Source organism: Bacillus paralicheniformis (assembly GCF_001042485.2).
Lineage (GTDB): Bacteria > Bacillota > Bacilli > Bacillales > Bacillaceae > Bacillus > Bacillus paralicheniformis.
The window spans coordinates 345760-361191 of sequence record NZ_LBMN02000012.1; the positions used below are offsets into that span (position 1 = coordinate 345760).

General features: G+C 48.2%; 15 protein-coding genes. 11 read left to right on the forward strand and 4 right to left on the reverse strand.

Going from position 1 to position 15432, the window contains the following annotated elements; genetic code table 11:
- The first annotated feature begins 105 nt into the window (after positions 1–105).
- The 3 genes from ACH97_RS10830 to ACH97_RS10840 all read left to right on the forward strand — a co-directional run bounded on the left by ACH97_RS10830 (position 106) and on the right by ACH97_RS10840 (position 2446).
- Positions 106–324, forward strand: a complete 219-nt coding sequence (locus ACH97_RS10830) for a YheE family protein (protein ID WP_171866274.1) — start codon at positions 106–108, stop codon at positions 322–324.
- An 18-nt stretch (positions 325–342) separates the two neighbouring features.
- Positions 343–1224, forward strand: coding sequence for a helix-turn-helix domain-containing protein (locus ACH97_RS10835; RefSeq protein ID WP_020450773.1), 882 nt, complete (start codon positions 343–345; stop codon positions 1222–1224).
- Between the two features lie 115 nt (positions 1225–1339).
- Positions 1340–2446 carry an ABC transporter ATP-binding protein gene (locus ACH97_RS10840; protein ID WP_020450772.1) on the forward strand — a complete coding sequence of 369 codons (1107 nt, stop codon included), beginning with the start codon at positions 1340–1342 and terminating at the stop codon, positions 2444–2446.
- Between the two features lie 50 nt (positions 2447–2496).
- Here the strand turns inward: ACH97_RS10840 and ACH97_RS10845 are convergent, their stop codons facing one another.
- The gene (locus ACH97_RS10845; protein WP_020450771.1) at positions 2497–2721 is read right to left on the reverse strand and encodes a hypothetical protein; all 225 of its coding nucleotides are present in this window, start codon (positions 2719–2721) and stop codon (positions 2497–2499) included.
- Positions 2722–2954: 233 nt separating this feature from the next.
- Between ACH97_RS10845 and ACH97_RS10850 the strand changes: the two genes are divergently transcribed.
- From ACH97_RS10850 to ACH97_RS10855, 3 genes are all read left to right on the forward strand, one after another.
- Positions 2955–3158 (forward strand): alpha/beta-type small acid-soluble spore protein, encoded by a 204-nt coding sequence (locus ACH97_RS10850; protein WP_020450770.1) that lies wholly within the window; start codon positions 2955–2957, stop codon positions 3156–3158.
- A gap of 170 nt (positions 3159–3328) precedes the next feature.
- Positions 3329–3472 carry a hypothetical protein gene (locus ACH97_RS23760; protein ID WP_020450769.1) on the forward strand — a complete coding sequence of 48 codons (144 nt, stop codon included), beginning with the start codon at positions 3329–3331 and terminating at the stop codon, positions 3470–3472.
- Positions 3473–3495: 23 nt separating this feature from the next.
- Entirely contained in the window at positions 3496–4119 is a 624-nt protein-coding gene (locus tag ACH97_RS10855; RefSeq protein ID WP_025811778.1) for an NAD(P)-dependent oxidoreductase, read from the forward strand.
- Positions 4120–4139: 20 nt separating this feature from the next.
- Here the strand turns inward: ACH97_RS10855 and bmrD are convergent, their stop codons facing one another.
- Positions 4140–6158 (reverse strand): multidrug resistance ABC transporter ATP-binding protein/permease BmrD, encoded by a 2019-nt coding sequence (bmrD, locus tag ACH97_RS10860; protein ID WP_020450767.1) that lies wholly within the window; start codon positions 6156–6158, stop codon positions 4140–4142.
- Complete coding sequence (gene bmrC, locus ACH97_RS10865; protein WP_020450766.1) at positions 6155–7909, reverse strand: multidrug ABC transporter ATP-binding protein BmrC; 1755 nt, start codon at positions 7907–7909, stop codon at positions 6155–6157. The genes bmrD and bmrC overlap by 4 nt, the downstream gene beginning before the upstream one ends.
- Positions 7910–8430: 521 nt before the next feature.
- Between bmrC and ACH97_RS10870 the strand changes: the two genes are divergently transcribed.
- From ACH97_RS10870 to ACH97_RS10890, 5 genes are all read left to right on the forward strand, one after another.
- Complete coding sequence (locus tag ACH97_RS10870) at positions 8431–8931, forward strand: universal stress protein (RefSeq protein WP_020450763.1); 501 nt, start codon at positions 8431–8433, stop codon at positions 8929–8931.
- Positions 8932–9639: 708 nt separating this feature from the next.
- Positions 9640–9930 carry a heterocycloanthracin/sonorensin family bacteriocin gene (locus tag ACH97_RS24460; protein ID WP_162264443.1) on the forward strand — a complete coding sequence of 97 codons (291 nt, stop codon included), beginning with the start codon at positions 9640–9642 and terminating at the stop codon, positions 9928–9930.
- Between the two features lie 124 nt (positions 9931–10054).
- Complete coding sequence (locus ACH97_RS10880) at positions 10055–11908, forward strand: putative thiazole-containing bacteriocin maturation protein (RefSeq protein ID WP_020450760.1); 1854 nt, start codon at positions 10055–10057, stop codon at positions 11906–11908.
- Positions 11908–13842, forward strand: a complete 1935-nt coding sequence (locus ACH97_RS10885) for a TOMM precursor leader peptide-binding protein (protein ID WP_048350500.1) — start codon at positions 11908–11910, stop codon at positions 13840–13842. Before ACH97_RS10880 ends, ACH97_RS10885 begins: the two co-directional genes overlap by 1 nt.
- A 77-nt stretch (positions 13843–13919) precedes the next feature.
- Positions 13920–14396: a DUF4944 domain-containing protein gene (locus ACH97_RS10890; RefSeq protein ID WP_048350129.1), complete on the forward strand. Its 477-nt coding sequence runs from the start codon at positions 13920–13922 to the stop codon at positions 14394–14396.
- Positions 14397–14412: 16 nt separating this feature from the next.
- On the opposite strand, the gene ACH97_RS10895 is transcribed toward ACH97_RS10890, so the two are convergent.
- Positions 14413–15393: an aldose 1-epimerase gene (locus ACH97_RS10895; RefSeq protein ID WP_020450758.1), complete on the reverse strand. Its 981-nt coding sequence runs from the start codon at positions 15391–15393 to the stop codon at positions 14413–14415.
- Between the last annotated feature and the right edge of the window lie 39 nt (positions 15394–15432).

The following is a 15432-nucleotide window of genomic DNA, read 5'->3' on the forward strand; positions in this document are numbered from 1 at the left end:
ACTTGAAAAGAATCTATGATCTTTTCTGTGAATGAGATACAATGATAACAAATCAACGTGTAGACAGCTCGCTGGATTTGACCCACCTGAAATCAATGAAGGAGCGTGGCGTTTATGATTTCTCATTTTCAATGGAAGCCGCTGTTTAAAAAAGAAAGGCTTCCCGGCTGGAAAATATCGTTTTATCATAAAGGGATTCACTATGAAGGAATCTATCATAAATCAGGGGAAATCGAGTGGGGCAGCACCTATCCCCCGCACGATGACGAGCCTTCCCTGAAAAGCGAAATTCATGAATTAATGCTCTTCCATATTTACGAATAAAGAAAAGGACGTTGTCGTATGCTGGAGAAATTAAAGACGCTTTACGGTGAACGGATGATTGTATCTGAGGCTGTTTCAAAACACGATGCATTATGGTTTCAAACGGACGAAGGCGAGACCTTCGGCGTTTTGAAAAACGCGGTCACCGACCGGGAAAAAGAGCTGCTCCATTGCCTGTTCCGGCCTTTCTCAGAACCGCGTCCCGAACAGCAGCTGACAAAGCGGGAGAAAGAATGGCATCAATATTTTTTTCGCAATGCCCCCCTTCCAAACCCGGGGAACATTCAGCTGATGCAAGGACATTTTTTTAAAATGGAGCATGTACCTGAAGAAAGACAGGCGATCAAAGAAGCGGTCAGCGGCTTTTTTAAAGACCCGCTTGTGGTATGGTACGACCGGCACGAAGCTGTCATCGTCCACGAAAATCCTTCGCCGTTTCTCGCCAAAAAAGAACTGTCCGAGCTTGCGCATGCACTGACAAGCGATTTCATGGCAAACCCTGTGTTTTTCAGCGGCCAGCTTCATCCAGTCAACGGATCGCTTCAAGGCAAAATCCGCTTTGAAAAACAAATGTTTCATTATATGCTGGAAGCGGGTGACATCGGAAACGTCGCCACGTTTTGCCAGTGTCTCCCGTCTTTTTTGACGGCAAAACCCGAGCGGGTTCATGCTTCTTCGTTTTCGGACGCCGTAAGAGAGGCGCTGTCTGATCCCGAGACATCCCTGACCATCAAAACGTATATGAGATGCAACCTGAATGCCTCTCTTACAGCAAAACGTTTGTTTATCCACCGAAACAGCCTGCAGTACAGAATTGATAAATTCATCGAACGGACCGGGATTGACATCAGACAGTTTGAAGAAGCAGCCGCTGTTTATTTGATGATGTATCTCCTTTAGCGGCTTTAGCAACTTGCACGAAAAGAAATTGTGCACCATGTCCATTTACACCGACCTGCCGTTTTTTATAAACTAAGACCAGATAAAGCGCTTACATAAAAGAGGGGGAGAAAAAATGGCGGAACTCGTGCTCGATCGGATATACAAAGTGTATGACAACAAAGTCACGGCTGTGGATAATTTTAATCTTCATATCGATGATAAGGAATTTATCGTCTTTGTCGGACCGTCAGGCTGCGGCAAGTCGACAACGCTCAGAATGATCGCAGGACTTGAGGAAATTACGGATGGCGAATTCACAATCGACGGGAAACGGATGAATGATGTCGCTCCCAAGGACCGCGACATTGCGATGGTATTCCAAAACTATGCCCTTTATCCGCACATGAACGTCTATGACAATATGGCTTTCGGCTTAAAGCTGAGGAAGTTTCCGAAGGATGAAATCAAACGGCGCGTCCATGAAGCGGCCAAAATTCTGGGCCTTGAACAATATTTGGACAGAAAGCCAAAAGCGCTTTCCGGCGGACAGCGCCAGCGCGTTGCCTTAGGCCGGGCAATCGTTCGGGACGCAAAGGTGTTTCTGATGGATGAACCGTTATCAAACCTTGATGCCAAATTGCGCGTACAAATGCGCGCCGAAATCACAAAGCTTCATCAGCGCCTGCAGACGACGACCATCTATGTCACCCACGACCAGACTGAAGCGATGACGATGGCTACGCGGCTCGTCGTCATGAAAGACGGAATCATCCAGCAGGTCGGCGCGCCGAAGGAAGTCTATGAAAATCCGGAAAACGTGTTTGTCGGCGGCTTTATCGGTTCTCCCGCAATGAACTTTTTCACCGGCACTCTAAAAGAAGACTTGTTTACATTTGACGGCGTTTCGGTTCGCGTGCCGGAAGGAAAAATGAAAGTTCTGCGCATCCAGGGCTATGCCGGCAAGGAAATCATCATGGGAATCAGACCTGAGGATATCCATGACGAGCCTGTTTTCATTGAAGCGTCAAAAGACTCAAAAATCGATGCGAAAATTGAGGTAGCTGAGCTGATGGGCGCCGAAACGATGCTTTATTCGCAAGCCGGCACGCAGCCGTTCATCGCCAGAGTCGATTCAAGAACCGACGTCCAGGCCGGCGATACGCTCCCTCTTGCGCTTGACATGAATAAAGCCCACTTCTTTGATAAAGAAACGGAGCTTCGCATCCGTTCTGAAGAATAGCGGATTTAAACACTCTCCATGACCGAAGCATGCTGCGGCCCTCCGTGCTGCTATGCTTCGGTCGTTTCAATTTCAACGGTTTCTTCATAAGTACAGTCCTGGCAAGTATATAAATGAACGCATACGGTTTGCGTTTGTTTAAATGAATCGAACTCCATATACGGACTGTACGGACCGAAAAAATCGGTTGCTCTCCCCGCGTCCGCCATTTCCCCGCCGCACTTCGGACAATGCCTTGTCTGGACGAGAATCCCATTGCACACTGGACACATCATCTGCTTCATCCCCCTGCTTTTTTCCTTAGCTTGCCCCATTCCCGGCCTTTTCGCCTTTCAACATTTACCAGATTGAAGCACGCATTTATTTTATCGAATCCACCATAATACGTAGTACAAACCAACATTGGGCTTTAGCCGAGAAGGCAGCGGTTTTCTTTTGGTGAAAGCCGGCAGCTGGTGCAACTCCAGTCAGCCCAACCATACCATTTTTATAAAGGAGTTTGATACAAATGGCTAATCAAAATTCTTCAAATCAACTGGTTGTCCCAGGAGCAGCTCAAGCGATCGAACAAATGAAATTCGAAATTGCTTCTGAATTCGGCGTAAACCTCGGCGCTGACACGACTTCCCGTGCAAACGGTTCTGTCGGCGGAGAAATTACAAAACGTTTAGTTTCCCAAGCTCAAGCATCTATGGGCGGTCAACAATTTTAAACAACTTCATATTCATGGATAACAGAAGGTGCATATCCTGCACCTTCTTTAGCGTGTCGACAAACCTTCACATTCATTGCCGGGGCGGCGGCCCGCACCTCTGGCATATCTTATGAAAGCCCGCACCCGCTTCTCCTTTTTTCATATGCTGATATAAAGGAGGAGTCGGCATGCAGCTGATGTTGAGCATCAATTGGGAATTGATTCAATTTGTCGGGATTTCTCTATTGAATGAGTATGTCTCAAATGTCCGCCCTTATCATGGAACTTTTTGCTTTCGCGGGGCTTTTTCTTCCGGACGATCTGACGTATGATAGATCCGATGGGAGTGATTATGTTGAAAATTGCGCTTTTTGGAGGTACAGGCCGTGTCGGACAGGCCTTTCTCAATTTTGTTGAAGAGGATGGGCGTTATTCCGTTTACGCACTTGTTAGGAGGACGGAAGGCGCCCGCATTCCGGATAAATGCTGCCAAGCGCTTACAGGGAACGCCAGGAACCAGCATGACGTCGAGTCTTTAATAAAAGATTCGGATATCGTTGTCAGCTGTTTAAACACAGATGGAGACGATACATTGACCGTCTCCATCGAACATATGATAAATGCCATGAACGCACATCGGATTAAGCGGCTGATTACCATCGGAACGGCCGGTATTTTAAACGCGAGGCAGAACCCGGACCTTTACCGCTTTGAAACAAACGAATCAAAACGGCGCTCGGCGCGCGCAGCGCAAGAACATGCCCGTGTGTACGAACGTCTCCGCGAGTCTGAATTGGATTGGACGATCGTCTGCCCGACATATCTCCCCGACGGGCCGGCATTGAAGACATACCGTTTTGAACAGGATGTTCTGCCGGACGGCGGAAAAGAAATATCGACCGGCGACACCGCCCATTTTCTTTTCAAACAGCTTGAATCAGACCAGTTTGTCAAGGCAAGGGTGGGGCTTGCTTATTAAAGCCGGGGTGAAGATCCGGCTTACCCTGTCAGGGTTCCTTTTCCCTTTTGCAGTTCATACATTTGATAGTATTGTCCTTTTTGCTTCATCAGCTCTTCATGATTTCCCCTTTCGATAATCCGGCCTTTTTCAAGAACGAGAATCTGGTCGGCGTTTTTGATCGTTGACAGCCTGTGGGCGATGATAAAGGTCGTGCGCCCTTGTTTAACAACATCAAGCGCTTTTTGAATGACCGCTTCTGTTTCCGTATCGATATGGGCCGTTGCCTCGTCTAAAATAAGAATAGCCGGATCATATGCCAACGCACGCGCAAACGAGATCAGCTGTCTTTCCCCTGACGAAAGGGTGCTTCCTTTTTCGATGACCGGCTCGTCAAGACCTTTCGGCAGGCGGGCGAGCATTTCAAGTGCCCCAACCTGTTTCAAGGCGGCTTCTATTTGATCTCTGGTCAAATCAGCATTGTCAAGGCTGACATTTGAAGCAATCGTGCCGGAAAATAAGTAAGGATCCTGGAGAACGATGCCCATCTGCTTTCTGATTTCCTGCCTTGACATATCGTATATGCTTCTGCCGTCGATTTTGACATCGCCCTTTTCAATATCGTAAAAGCGGAAAAGTACATTTAAAATGGAGCTTTTTCCTGAGCCTGTATGGCCGACCAATGCAACGGTCTCCCCTTGCTTCGCTTCAAATGAGATGTTTTTCAGCACATCTTCACCGTCATGATAGCGAAAAGATACATCTTCAAATACGACTCGCCCCCGCGCTCTTTCGCTGCCCGGCTCTTTGACGTCGACGCCTGGCTCATCCAGCAGGCGGAAAACCCGCTCCGATGATACGCGAGCCAATTCAAGCTTGGCAAACTGGTTGACAATGCCCGTAATCGGCTGAAATAAACGATTCAAGTAATCAACGAATGCATAAAGGACGCCGATTGAAATCATTCCTTCCGCGTTCAGGGCAGCTCCCCCGAAATACCAGATTAAAGCGGTGAACATCACATTTCTGAGAATGTTGACCAAGTTGTGGGACATAAGCGAATTCAATTTCAGCATTTTATTTTGGTAATGAAAGTGGCTCTCGTTCAGCTGTTCAAATTCTTCTTTTGTGTCCTGTCCGCGACGGAATGCCTGAATAATCGGCATGCCTTGAATCGATTCATTCATTTTGGCGTTGATCTCGCTGTTGATTGACCTGAGTTTATGATTGTAGCCAGAAGCGAATTTTCGATAAACGGCCGCCCAAATGACAATCAGGGGCAAAATCAACAGACAGACGCCGGCCAGCCTGACATCAAGGAAAAACAGCGCGGCGAATATTCCGGCCATATAAATGATATTTGTGACAAACGTCGAAAGAACGGTCACATACAGGTCGCGGATCGCTTCGGTATCATTCGTCACCCTTGCAACGATTTTTCCTGCCGGCAAATTATCAAAATAGCGGATAGGTAGCCTTTGAATGTTGGCGAATACATCCTGCCTCATCTTTTGAATGATGCGGTTTGCGCTCATCTGCAAGAGGTAGAATTGGCCGTAATGGAAAAAGATCGAGAAGACGAGAAGGCCGAAATAAATAGAAACGAGTGAAATCAGCCCTCCTATTTCAGACTCGTAAAAAGCATACACTTCTGACAAAGACAGGCGATCGGCCTTGTAGGTTTCCGTCCGGTCTCCGCTTGTCATTCTCAGCTCTTCTCCGGATACCGTCCGCTCTCCGTCAAAGGAAACCGGTTCCTCCACAAAGTAGTAGTTCATGCCGACTTGAAAGATGTGAACTTCCTGCAGCTTTTCAGCTGAAGGGGCTGTCCTGTCCTCCCTGATATATTCCTTTCCTTTATAGGAAACGGTATATTTCGTCTCCTCTGTTGTTTCATACCACGTTTTTTCAATTCCGAGAATATGATCGTCGATCATCTTTTTGGCGATCATCGGTCCCGTCAGCTCGGCTGTGACGGCAATCGTCAGCATGACGAGCGCCCAGATGAGAATTTTTTTGTAAAGAAGCGCATATTGGAAAAGCCTTTTTCCTGTTGTCATGCTACAGTCCCCCCTTCTTCTCCCGAAGGAAGCTGCTGTGCTTCGTATTGTTCAAAATACCAGCCTTTCCGGCTGATCAGTTCCTGATGCGTCCCTCTTTCAACGATCCTTCCATTTTCCATGACGAGAATGAAATCGGCGTGTTCGACGGCCGACATCCGATGTGATGTAATAAAGGTCGTTTTGCCTTTCCGCCTGCTGCGGATGTTTTCAATAATCGCCGCTTCCGTTTTCGCATCGACGGCGGACAGCGAATCATCCAAGATCAAAATATGGGGCTCCGCAATCATTGCTCTCGCAATTGAAATCCTTTGTTTCTGCCCCCCGGATAAAGCGACGCCCTTCTCTCCGACCATTGTCTCCAAACCGTCTGAAAGCATCTCAATATCCTTTTTCAGATGTGCTGCAGAGATGACATCGTATAAATCGCGTTCCTCGGCGAGTCGTCCGCCGAACAAAATATTGTCTTTCACCGATTTTGAAAACAACACGTGGTCCTGAGGCACATACCCGATCCAGCTGCGAAGCTGATCAAGCGGCAGGCGGTCAATCGGCACGCCCGAAATGGTGATCGTTCCTTTTCCTTTCGGGTACTGCCTCAGCAGCTGCTTGACTAACGTCGTTTTGCCGCTTCCCGTCTTTCCGACGACTCCGACCGTCTGTCCTTCTAATACGGTAAATGAAATATCGGCCAGGTTTTCCGACGCGGAGCTCGGGTACGTAAAAGCGACCCCGTCAAACACAATATCGCCCGGTTCCGCTGCTTCAGGTTCGGCGGGCTCTCTCACATCAGGCTCATATGCCAATGTTTCATTTACTCTGTCAAGCGAAGCATTTCCCCTCTGCATGACATTGATCAGTTCTCCGATCGCAAACATCGGCCAGATCAGCATGCCGAGGTACACGTTGAAAGAGACGAGTTCACCCAATGTCAGCTGGCTGCGGAAAACAAGATAGGCGCCGTAGCCAAGACCGATTAAATAGCTGATCCCGACCAAAAACTTCACCGTCGGTTCGAACAGCGAATCGATCAAAGCGACTTTCATATTTTTCTTGTACACATCAGCCGTCATGCTGTTGAACCGGCTGACATCATTTTTCTCCTGTACATAGGCCCGGATCACCCTTACCCCTGACACGGACTCAAGCACTCGATCATTTAAAGCGCCAAACGCATCCTGCGCTTCCGTGAAACGCTCATGAATTTTTTTCCCGTAAATGCTGATGGCAGCCGCCATCAGCGGAAGGGGAATGATCGAAGCAAGCGTCAGCTTCCAGCTGATCAAAAAAACCATCGTCAAAAGAATCGTCAGCATATACATCGTCGAATCGACCAAGGTCAAAATGCCGAAGCCCGCCGTCATGGAAATCGCTTTTAAATCATTTGTCGCCCTCGCCATCAAATCCCCTGTGCGGTTTTTCTCGTAAAAAGACGGGGTCATTTTCAGCAAATGGCCCATCAGCTTGGATCTGAGGATTTTTTCGACAAGGTTCGCTCCCCCAAACAGCTGATACATCCAATAATAGGACAAGATATAAACAACTGCGCCAAGCGCGAGAAATAAACCGATATAGCCGAGCATGCCGGCCTTTGAAAAAGTGCCCGCCTGCATGTCGTCAATCGCGTTGCCAAGCAGCTTCGGCGGAAACATTTCCAATACGTTTACAATAATCAATAGGACGACCGCTATCGTATAGCGGCGCCAAGAGGCTTTAAAAAACCAGCCCAGCTTCCATAAAACAGAAAACATCTAATATCCTCTCCTTTTTTAGCCGCCTTCAAGTTTTTCCTTACAATCTTTGATTTCGTTTTTTCTGATACTCGGCATAAAAAATTCCTCCTTATGTACGGTTTATTTATTAGAAAAACATGCTGCTCCGCATCGGGAACAGAATGTTTTTTCTCAGAAAAAAAGGCACACTGTGTACCAGCATGCCTTTTATATATATAAAAAGGCGCATGTACGCTTGTTCACGCGACATGCGCCTTCCTTCTGAAAATGGTTAGAGTGAAACGGATCCCTGTGCGTAAGGAAGGTATAAAAATGTCACGTTAAGGTGCTTTTGCTGTTGAACTGATGCTTTGATATTTCTAAACATGACGATACCCTCCAATCTTATTAATATTTTCCATCTTATAGTACGGCCCTTTATTTGTCAATTTGTTTTTTTGGCGAATGGCGGGCTTTTGATTCATATTCTCATATTTCGTTAGATTTGTTGGGAAAACGGGTAATATAAAAGTAAATCCATTCTGAAAGGAATGATCAATTTGTTTAAAGCTGACCGGATCATTGTCGCGTTTGACGGAAAAGAGGAAAGCAAAAAAGCGCTGAAAAAAGCGATCGACCTCTCGAAAAGGCTCGGCTCACAATTGACCGTCGCCCATGTCCATGAACCGAGGCAAGTGAGAACAGAGGCTGCGGACGAAAGACCCGCTGCCGGCGCGCCGTACCTTTACAGCGGCTTCCCGGCCGCGCCCCGGGTCCCCCACGATTCAGACTTGGCCGGTGAACCCATGATCTATGAGGACAGCGCGGAAGAAGCGATTGCGGCAGCGAAAATCATGTTAAGCGAAAACCTGTACGACGCGGAAATAGAAGTGTTGGAAGGAGACCCGGCCAACGCAGTTCTGCAACATGCTGAAAACATCGGCGCTGACCTCGTCATCACGGGTACGCGCGACCAGAACCGCCTGAAAAAACTCCTGTTTGGCAGCGTCAGCGACAAGATATCGACAAAATCGGAGATCCCGGTGCTGATTGTAAAATAACGATTTTAAAAGAGGCCGGTCAAATGTCCGGCCTCTCATCATGTTATGATCTTCTTGAATTTCTAAACCTGTTAATAAAGGAGATCATTCCCCAAACAATAAATAGGAAGACTCCTAATACTATGAAAGCATTTATTATTGAAAAATTGATCAATGCAATCTCTCCCTCTCTATGAAAACATACTTGTTGAAAGAACCTGTTTTTGTAGTAATACATAAGCATTTGCATCAGTATAAAACTGCAAGGGCACTGTTCCCGCGAATGATCCTCCACTGCTATATACAACGCCAATTGATTTTTTCCTGCTAAGCCGAATGGTTACCTTTACCCTCTATATTTTCTTCACTTTAGGTATTTCCAGAAATTGCATTTGTATTCGATTTAGACTTTCACTCCACATGACTTACATTTGTTTTTTTCTCCACCTTGCCTCGGATTCTTTGGTTTTACTTATTGTCCTCCTCTCTTCAGCCCCCACCGGTCTCAATAAACTGCCGCAAGTATGGCTGCAAAATAAAAGCCCCTCTTCAGCGAAATCCAATAACAGGAAAAATAGGCGTTCAATTTAGTAACAACCACCTAACAGACCTCATAATTTGATCTTGTGAGTACCCGGGGTATTTGACTTAATCTGACTTTGCTTATGTTTCATTCTTCTTTTATTGTGTTTTGGTCAAAAAATTTTACCGATGAAGGGGGATATTAAAATGCAACCATTCCATGATGAACTGCAGTCGTTGGAGATGGATCAATTCCAGGCAGAAGATATGACGCATTGGGATGCGGACCGTCATCACGCCAATGTTAAACACTGCGCAAGCTGCTGGAGCTGCGGAAGCTGTGCCAGCTGTTGGAGCTGCGCGGGCCACAGCTGCTGGAGCTGCGCGGGCCATTGCTGTTGGAGCTGCATGGGCCACAGCTGTTGGAGCTGCGCGGGCCACAGTTGTTGGAGCTGCGCGGGCCATTGCTGTTGGAGCTGTTGGCACGGAGGCATGTAGTTTTTTTATAAAAAAGAAGACTTCCCCTGCCTCTTTTGCCGCAGGGGTCTTCTATTGCATAAAGGACAAACGAAATTACATATAATGGTATGTCTTGTTTTTAAAACATGGAAGGAGGAAGAGCATGACACACCTGACTGCTTCCGCTCGCCTGAAAGTAAACCAGGATACATGGTTTCTTCCTGATCCGAACGGCGGCGCATATTTTAGAAATAACTCCGGGTCGTTTCGCATAAAAGGATCTTCGATTGCTCAATGGATCGAAAAACTTCTGCCGATGTTCAACGGGGAACATTCGCTTGAAGACTTGACAAAAGGGCTGCAGGCTCCGTACCGAAAGAGAGTATATGAAATCGGAGAAATGCTTTATAAAAACGGGTTTGTTCGCGACGTAAGCCGGGATCACCCGCACAAACTGGAAAGCTCAGTGCTTCAAACGTTTGAAGCCCAAATCGAATTTATTGAAAGCTTTGCCGATTCCGGCGCATACCGTTTTCAGCTGTCGCGTCAAACCAAAATATCGGCTATAGGGACCGGCTCCTTTCTCACAAAATTGGTCCGGTCGCTGATCGATTCCGGTTTTTCAAGAATCCGTGCGATCGTGACGGATGCATCCGGGCACGCTTTAGACGAACTGGCAGAAATATCAGGGCAAACAGAAAGCGGACTGGAGATTGGCTGCACCGAAACGCAACACTGGCGGGAAGCGGTGCGATCTGCCGATTGGGTTTTATATGTCTCTGACCTCGGCTTCACAGATGAGCTCCGTGCTCTTCAAACGTTTTGCCTCGAAGAGAACAAAGGCTTCATACCCGGCATCTGCCTGAAACAAGTCGGACTGGCAGGCCCTGTCTTTCATCAACAAGGAGACGGATGCCTGGAGGATGCCTGGAGGCGCCTCCATCGGTCTGCGCTCCATGAAGAACGGACGCTTCGAACTTTTCCTTCGGCAGGAAAAGACATGCTGGCAAACGTTATTGTGTTCGAATTGATGAAAGCAGCTGCTGAGCTTGCACCATTATCTAAGAAGAATCAAGTGTACCTGATTGATTTGGCAACGCTCGAAGGCGGCTGGCATATGTTTCTTCCGCATCCGGACTTCGCTTGCGGCAAGGATTCGCCTGAACTCATCTGCGACCTTGAAGCGAAACTTTCGGAGCGCCCCGGAAGAGAAGCAGAAAGCCGGTTATTCCAATGTTTCAGCGAACTGACCTCACCCGTAACGGGCATTTTTCATCTGTGGGAAGAAAAACAATTGCGGCAGCTTCCTTTAGCACAATGCTTTGTTCAGACAGCAGACCCCCTCTCTTCCGGACCTGCGGAGCTTCTGCCTGAGACGGTGTCGGTCGGTTTGACCCATCAAGAGGCGCGGCGGGACGCCGGGCTGACGGGTATTGAAATGTATGCATCAAGGTTGACGCGTTCTTATCCGAATAACGGGGAGTTCGCGATCGCCGCCGGAGAAACGCTGGCTGAAGGCGTATTAAGGGGATTGGAGAAATGCTTGGAACACCGGTTGCGAGAACGGATAAAGAGCGGAAAAGAAACGATTTCCCTCGTTCAGCTGGGCGGGATGGAAGACCGGCATTCCTCATTTTATTTAAAAGCGCTGACAGTCTTGTACGGCAAACCGGAAATCGGTTTAGGAAAAAACATAGAAGGCTTCCCTGTCGCATGGGCGGGAATTCGCGGCCGCTGGTACGGAAGTTCCGGACTCAACATCACATTTGCTCTCAGAAAAGCGCTCGAACGGGCGCTGACAGACAAAGATCCTGTGAAAGGCGCGGATGTTCTGCTGGAGCCTAGTGACCTGAAGCTTGCCATCCCCATTTCCGCTGCTTTGCAGCAAACACTGCTTTCCGCCTTGAAAAACAACCGCGGCTTGCAGCTTTATGTCTATGAGCTGCCTGCTGAACCATTTTTCAAAGAAAAACTAGCAGGTATTTACTGCGTGCAGTTGCGAAAGGAGGAACCTTGATGAACCGCTCCATTTTGGTCGTTGGCGAAGGATTGATGGCAGAAGGCGCATCACAACAATTATCTGCTGAATATAACGTGATCCGAAGGTCTGATTTTGAGAACAGCATACCGGAGGAGACTGCGTTCGCTCTTGTGCTGCACGATGCTTGGCGGCCTTTATTATATCGCGAGGCTGAAAAGGTGCTAAGGGCGGCAGGGATTCCGTGGCTTCGCGGGTTTGCATCTTTTGGCGAAGGAGTCATCGGGCCGCTCGTTAATCCGTCAGCGTCAGGATGTTCCCAATGCGCCGATAGGAGACGGTATATCTCCGGCCCCGACAGCAGAGAGACGCTTGAACTGGAACAAAAAAGCAATGGTATAAGCCGTGATCCGTGGGTTTCAATGACCGGCTGCCGCCAGATGGTCAGCCTGGTCTGCACAGAAGTCGACAACATCATGAACGGCGGGCGCGGCCGATTGAAAAAAAACCTTTACATCGTCAATTTGAAAACGTTAGAAAGTTCGCTCCACGCTTTCATCCCGGAACCGACATGCCCTATATGCGGCAGTCTGCCTGAAGACGGAGCGGAATCCGCACGGATATCGCTTCGGCCCAGCCTGAAAACGAACCCGGACAGCTTTCGCGTGCGAAACACGGACGATTTAAAACAAACGCTCGCCAAAGACTATCTGGATCATAGAACGGGGATATTCAACGCCAAAATTTATGACGCGATTCTGCCGTTCGCCGATATGATCGTCAATATGCCTTTATGGACGGGAAATGAAGGTGTCGGAGGGCGGAGTCATTCGTATGAAGACAGCGAATTGACCGCCATTTTAGAAGGTTTGGAACGCTATTCCGGAATTGAACCGCGCGGCAAACGGACGGTCGTACATGACACCTACGAAAATGTCAAGGATCGTGCGCTCGACCCGGCAAAAGTCGGGCTCCATCAAGCCGAACAATACATGCATCCCGATTTTCCTTTCCAGCCATTTCACCCGACCCGCCCGCTCCGCTGGGTATGGGGCTATTCATTTTTGCAGAATCGGCCGATTCTCGTTCCTGAATCGCTCGCCTATTACAGCCTGGGCCGCGAAGACAGCTTCGTCTATGAAACATCGAACGGCTGTGCACTCGGAGGGAGTTTGGAGGAAGCGATTTTCCACGGCATATTAGAAGCGGCTGAGCGCGATTCATTTTTGCTTACCTGGTATGCCAGGCTTCCACTTCGGCAGCTGGATCTCGACTCTTCAGGAGATCCGGAATTACGCCTCATGACAGAGAGGGTGCGAAGTGTGGCGGGATATGATCTGCATATCTTTAATTCAACGATGGAATACGACATTCCAAGCATTTGGGCGATCGCCAAAAACAGAAAACGGGAAGGATTGAATCTGATTTGTTCCGCAGGCGCCCACCCCGATCCCGTAAAAGCGGTGAAAAGCGCCCTTCATGAGCTGGCAGGCATGATGTTGAAGCACGACCGCAAATTTGAATCTGAAAGGAGCAAATATCACCAGATGCTCAGCAATCCTGCTTTAGTGCAGGAAATGGAGGATCACAGCTTCATGTACGGACTGCCCGAAGCTGAAGAGCGCCTCCGGTTTTTGCTGAATCAAAGCGGGCCTCTGCAAACATTCGACGATGCCTTTAAAAAAAGAAAGAAACACCTTGATTTAACCGAAGATCTCTGCGACCTGCTTGAAGCTTTCCGAAGTCTCAACCTTGAAGTGATCGTCGTTGACCAGACTTCACCTGTTATCGAACGGAACGGACTTTACTGTGTGAAAGTGCTCATCCCGGGCCTGATTCCGATGACATTCGGACAGCGCTTCATCCGCCTGGAAGGACTTGAGAGAATTTTCACTGTACCGAAGGAGCTCGGCTTTGCGGAAGAGCCGTTAACACCAGAACAGTTGAACCTGCACCCGCACCCGTTCCCTTAAAATTTAAGAGAATGGCTTTTTTTTCCGATTGTTCTGCTTTATGATCATAAAGCAGAACTTTTTAGGCGGTGGTTCATATGAAACAGGAATACAAGCGGCCGGTACTATTCATCTCCTCCCTCTTCATGGCCTTTTGCGCCGTTTATTTCGGCGGCAGACTGATCGGTTTCTATATGGCGGAAAACCCGAAATGGAACGGGCAAAGCGCTGACGGAAATTGGGAGGCCGTGATCAAAAAGATAGAAGGCCGCACGCTGTTCGGTGGAGACCTCTACTGGACAGGCGACCGCGGGGAACTGGACGATATATATTTGGAAAAATTGGTCGTAAAGTTTGGCGATGAAATCGTTTTGAACTCCCAAGTCGAGACGCCGATGAAAGATTACGCGGGAGGCGAATTCCCCGGCGGAGGGTCAAAAGAACAATCCGTTTCTTTTTTGGAAGAGCTTGAAGAAGCCGAATTCGCCGGCCGCAAGGTAACGGTTCAATTGGATTGGAGAGAGGGCAAACAAGCGTCCCATACAGCATTTACGCTTGATAAAAGCTCATGGTAAAAGGCGGAATATCGAATTATATTCCGCCCATCTCAATTTTGCTTCGCATCGTCAGCTCTTCCTGCGGCCCCAAATCCCGAAATCCGGTCACATTCTTCGGAAGGTTGAGGTTCGGTGCATTCGTCATCCAAGTATATGGCTCTATACAAAGCAGGTCATCCTGATCTGATGTACCGTTAAACACGACCCAGTGCTTAAAATGACCGTCGCATTGGTAGCGGACGCGAATGCCGGCGAGGCTGTCCGCAATGACGGCAGCGCTGTTTCCTTCCTGGTCTTGTTCAGCTGCCAATATATCGTCAAGCCTTTCTCCCGCTGCCATTTTTCCCGCTTTGAACTCCTCTGTCACCCGATACTCGCCTGTCGGCAGCATGCGGTCTGTCAGCGTCCATCGCTTTGAGGCAGGAAGAGTAAACAGGCACCTTTCTTTATCTCCTGCTTCGTTTAAAGGATAGCGGAAAGATGTGTGGTACCCCAATCCGATCGGCATCGGGTCTTGACCGCGGTTGACAGCCGATGCATCGATTTTCAGATGCTGCCCTTCTAACGTGTAGGTGATGGTGATGGAAAACGAGTGCGGAAAGATCGCTTTAATATCGGGATGATCCTCAGAGTCCAGCTTCGTCTGCACGATGATCCTCTCTTCTGTTGCCTCCACTTTTTCCACCGTCCATTTTTTATCGTAAAGAAATCCGTGCAGGTGGTTTTCGAGCGGCTTTTCATTGATCGGCAGCTCGTACGTTCTTCCCGCATATGTAAATCTTCCGTGATCGATCCGGTTGGGAGGAAAAAGAACAGGAATTCCGAATAAAAACGGATTCGCGTCATATTCTTCCTTTGTTTCAGGCGCTTTCAACAATTTCAAACCGCTCGGCTTCCACTTCAGTGAAATTAAATTGCTTCCCCACCCGGGCACAAGGACAGCCTCTAAATCATCATTTTCCAACCATATCGCTTCCTCATCTAAAAACCGGCTTTTCTGAACAGTGTAAGACATTCGCATTTCCCCCTATTTTGGCTAAAGGATCAGTGAAAC

What these genes read in the sequence shown, in the direction of transcription:
- bmrC (WP_020450766.1), bottom strand. Translation starts at nt 7,909, where the DNA reads ATGTTTTCTGTTTTATGGAAGCTGGGCTGGTTTTTTAAAGCCTCTTGG.
- ACH97_RS10885 (WP_048350500.1), top strand. Translation starts at nt 11,908, where the DNA reads ATGAACCGCTCCATTTTGGTCGTTGGCGAAGGATTGATGGCAGAAGGC.
- ACH97_RS24460 (WP_162264443.1), top strand. Translation starts at nt 9,640, where the DNA reads ATGCAACCATTCCATGATGAACTGCAGTCGTTGGAGATGGATCAATTC.
- ACH97_RS23760 (WP_020450769.1), top strand. Translation starts at nt 3,329, where the DNA reads ATGCAGCTGATGTTGAGCATCAATTGGGAATTGATTCAATTTGTCGGG.
- ACH97_RS10890 (WP_048350129.1), top strand. Translation starts at nt 13,920, where the DNA reads ATGAAACAGGAATACAAGCGGCCGGTACTATTCATCTCCTCCCTCTTC.
- ACH97_RS10895 (WP_020450758.1), bottom strand. Translation starts at nt 15,393, where the DNA reads ATGTCTTACACTGTTCAGAAAAGCCGGTTTTTAGATGAGGAAGCGATA.
- bmrD (WP_020450767.1), bottom strand. Translation starts at nt 6,158, where the DNA reads ATGACAACAGGAAAAAGGCTTTTCCAATATGCGCTTCTTTACAAAAAA.
- ACH97_RS10835 (WP_020450773.1), top strand. Translation starts at nt 343, where the DNA reads ATGCTGGAGAAATTAAAGACGCTTTACGGTGAACGGATGATTGTATCT.
- ACH97_RS10840 (WP_020450772.1), top strand. Translation starts at nt 1,340, where the DNA reads ATGGCGGAACTCGTGCTCGATCGGATATACAAAGTGTATGACAACAAA.
- ACH97_RS10845 (WP_020450771.1), bottom strand. Translation starts at nt 2,721, where the DNA reads ATGATGTGTCCAGTGTGCAATGGGATTCTCGTCCAGACAAGGCATTGT.
- ACH97_RS10850 (WP_020450770.1), top strand. Translation starts at nt 2,955, where the DNA reads ATGGCTAATCAAAATTCTTCAAATCAACTGGTTGTCCCAGGAGCAGCT.
- ACH97_RS10880 (WP_020450760.1), top strand. Translation starts at nt 10,055, where the DNA reads ATGACACACCTGACTGCTTCCGCTCGCCTGAAAGTAAACCAGGATACA.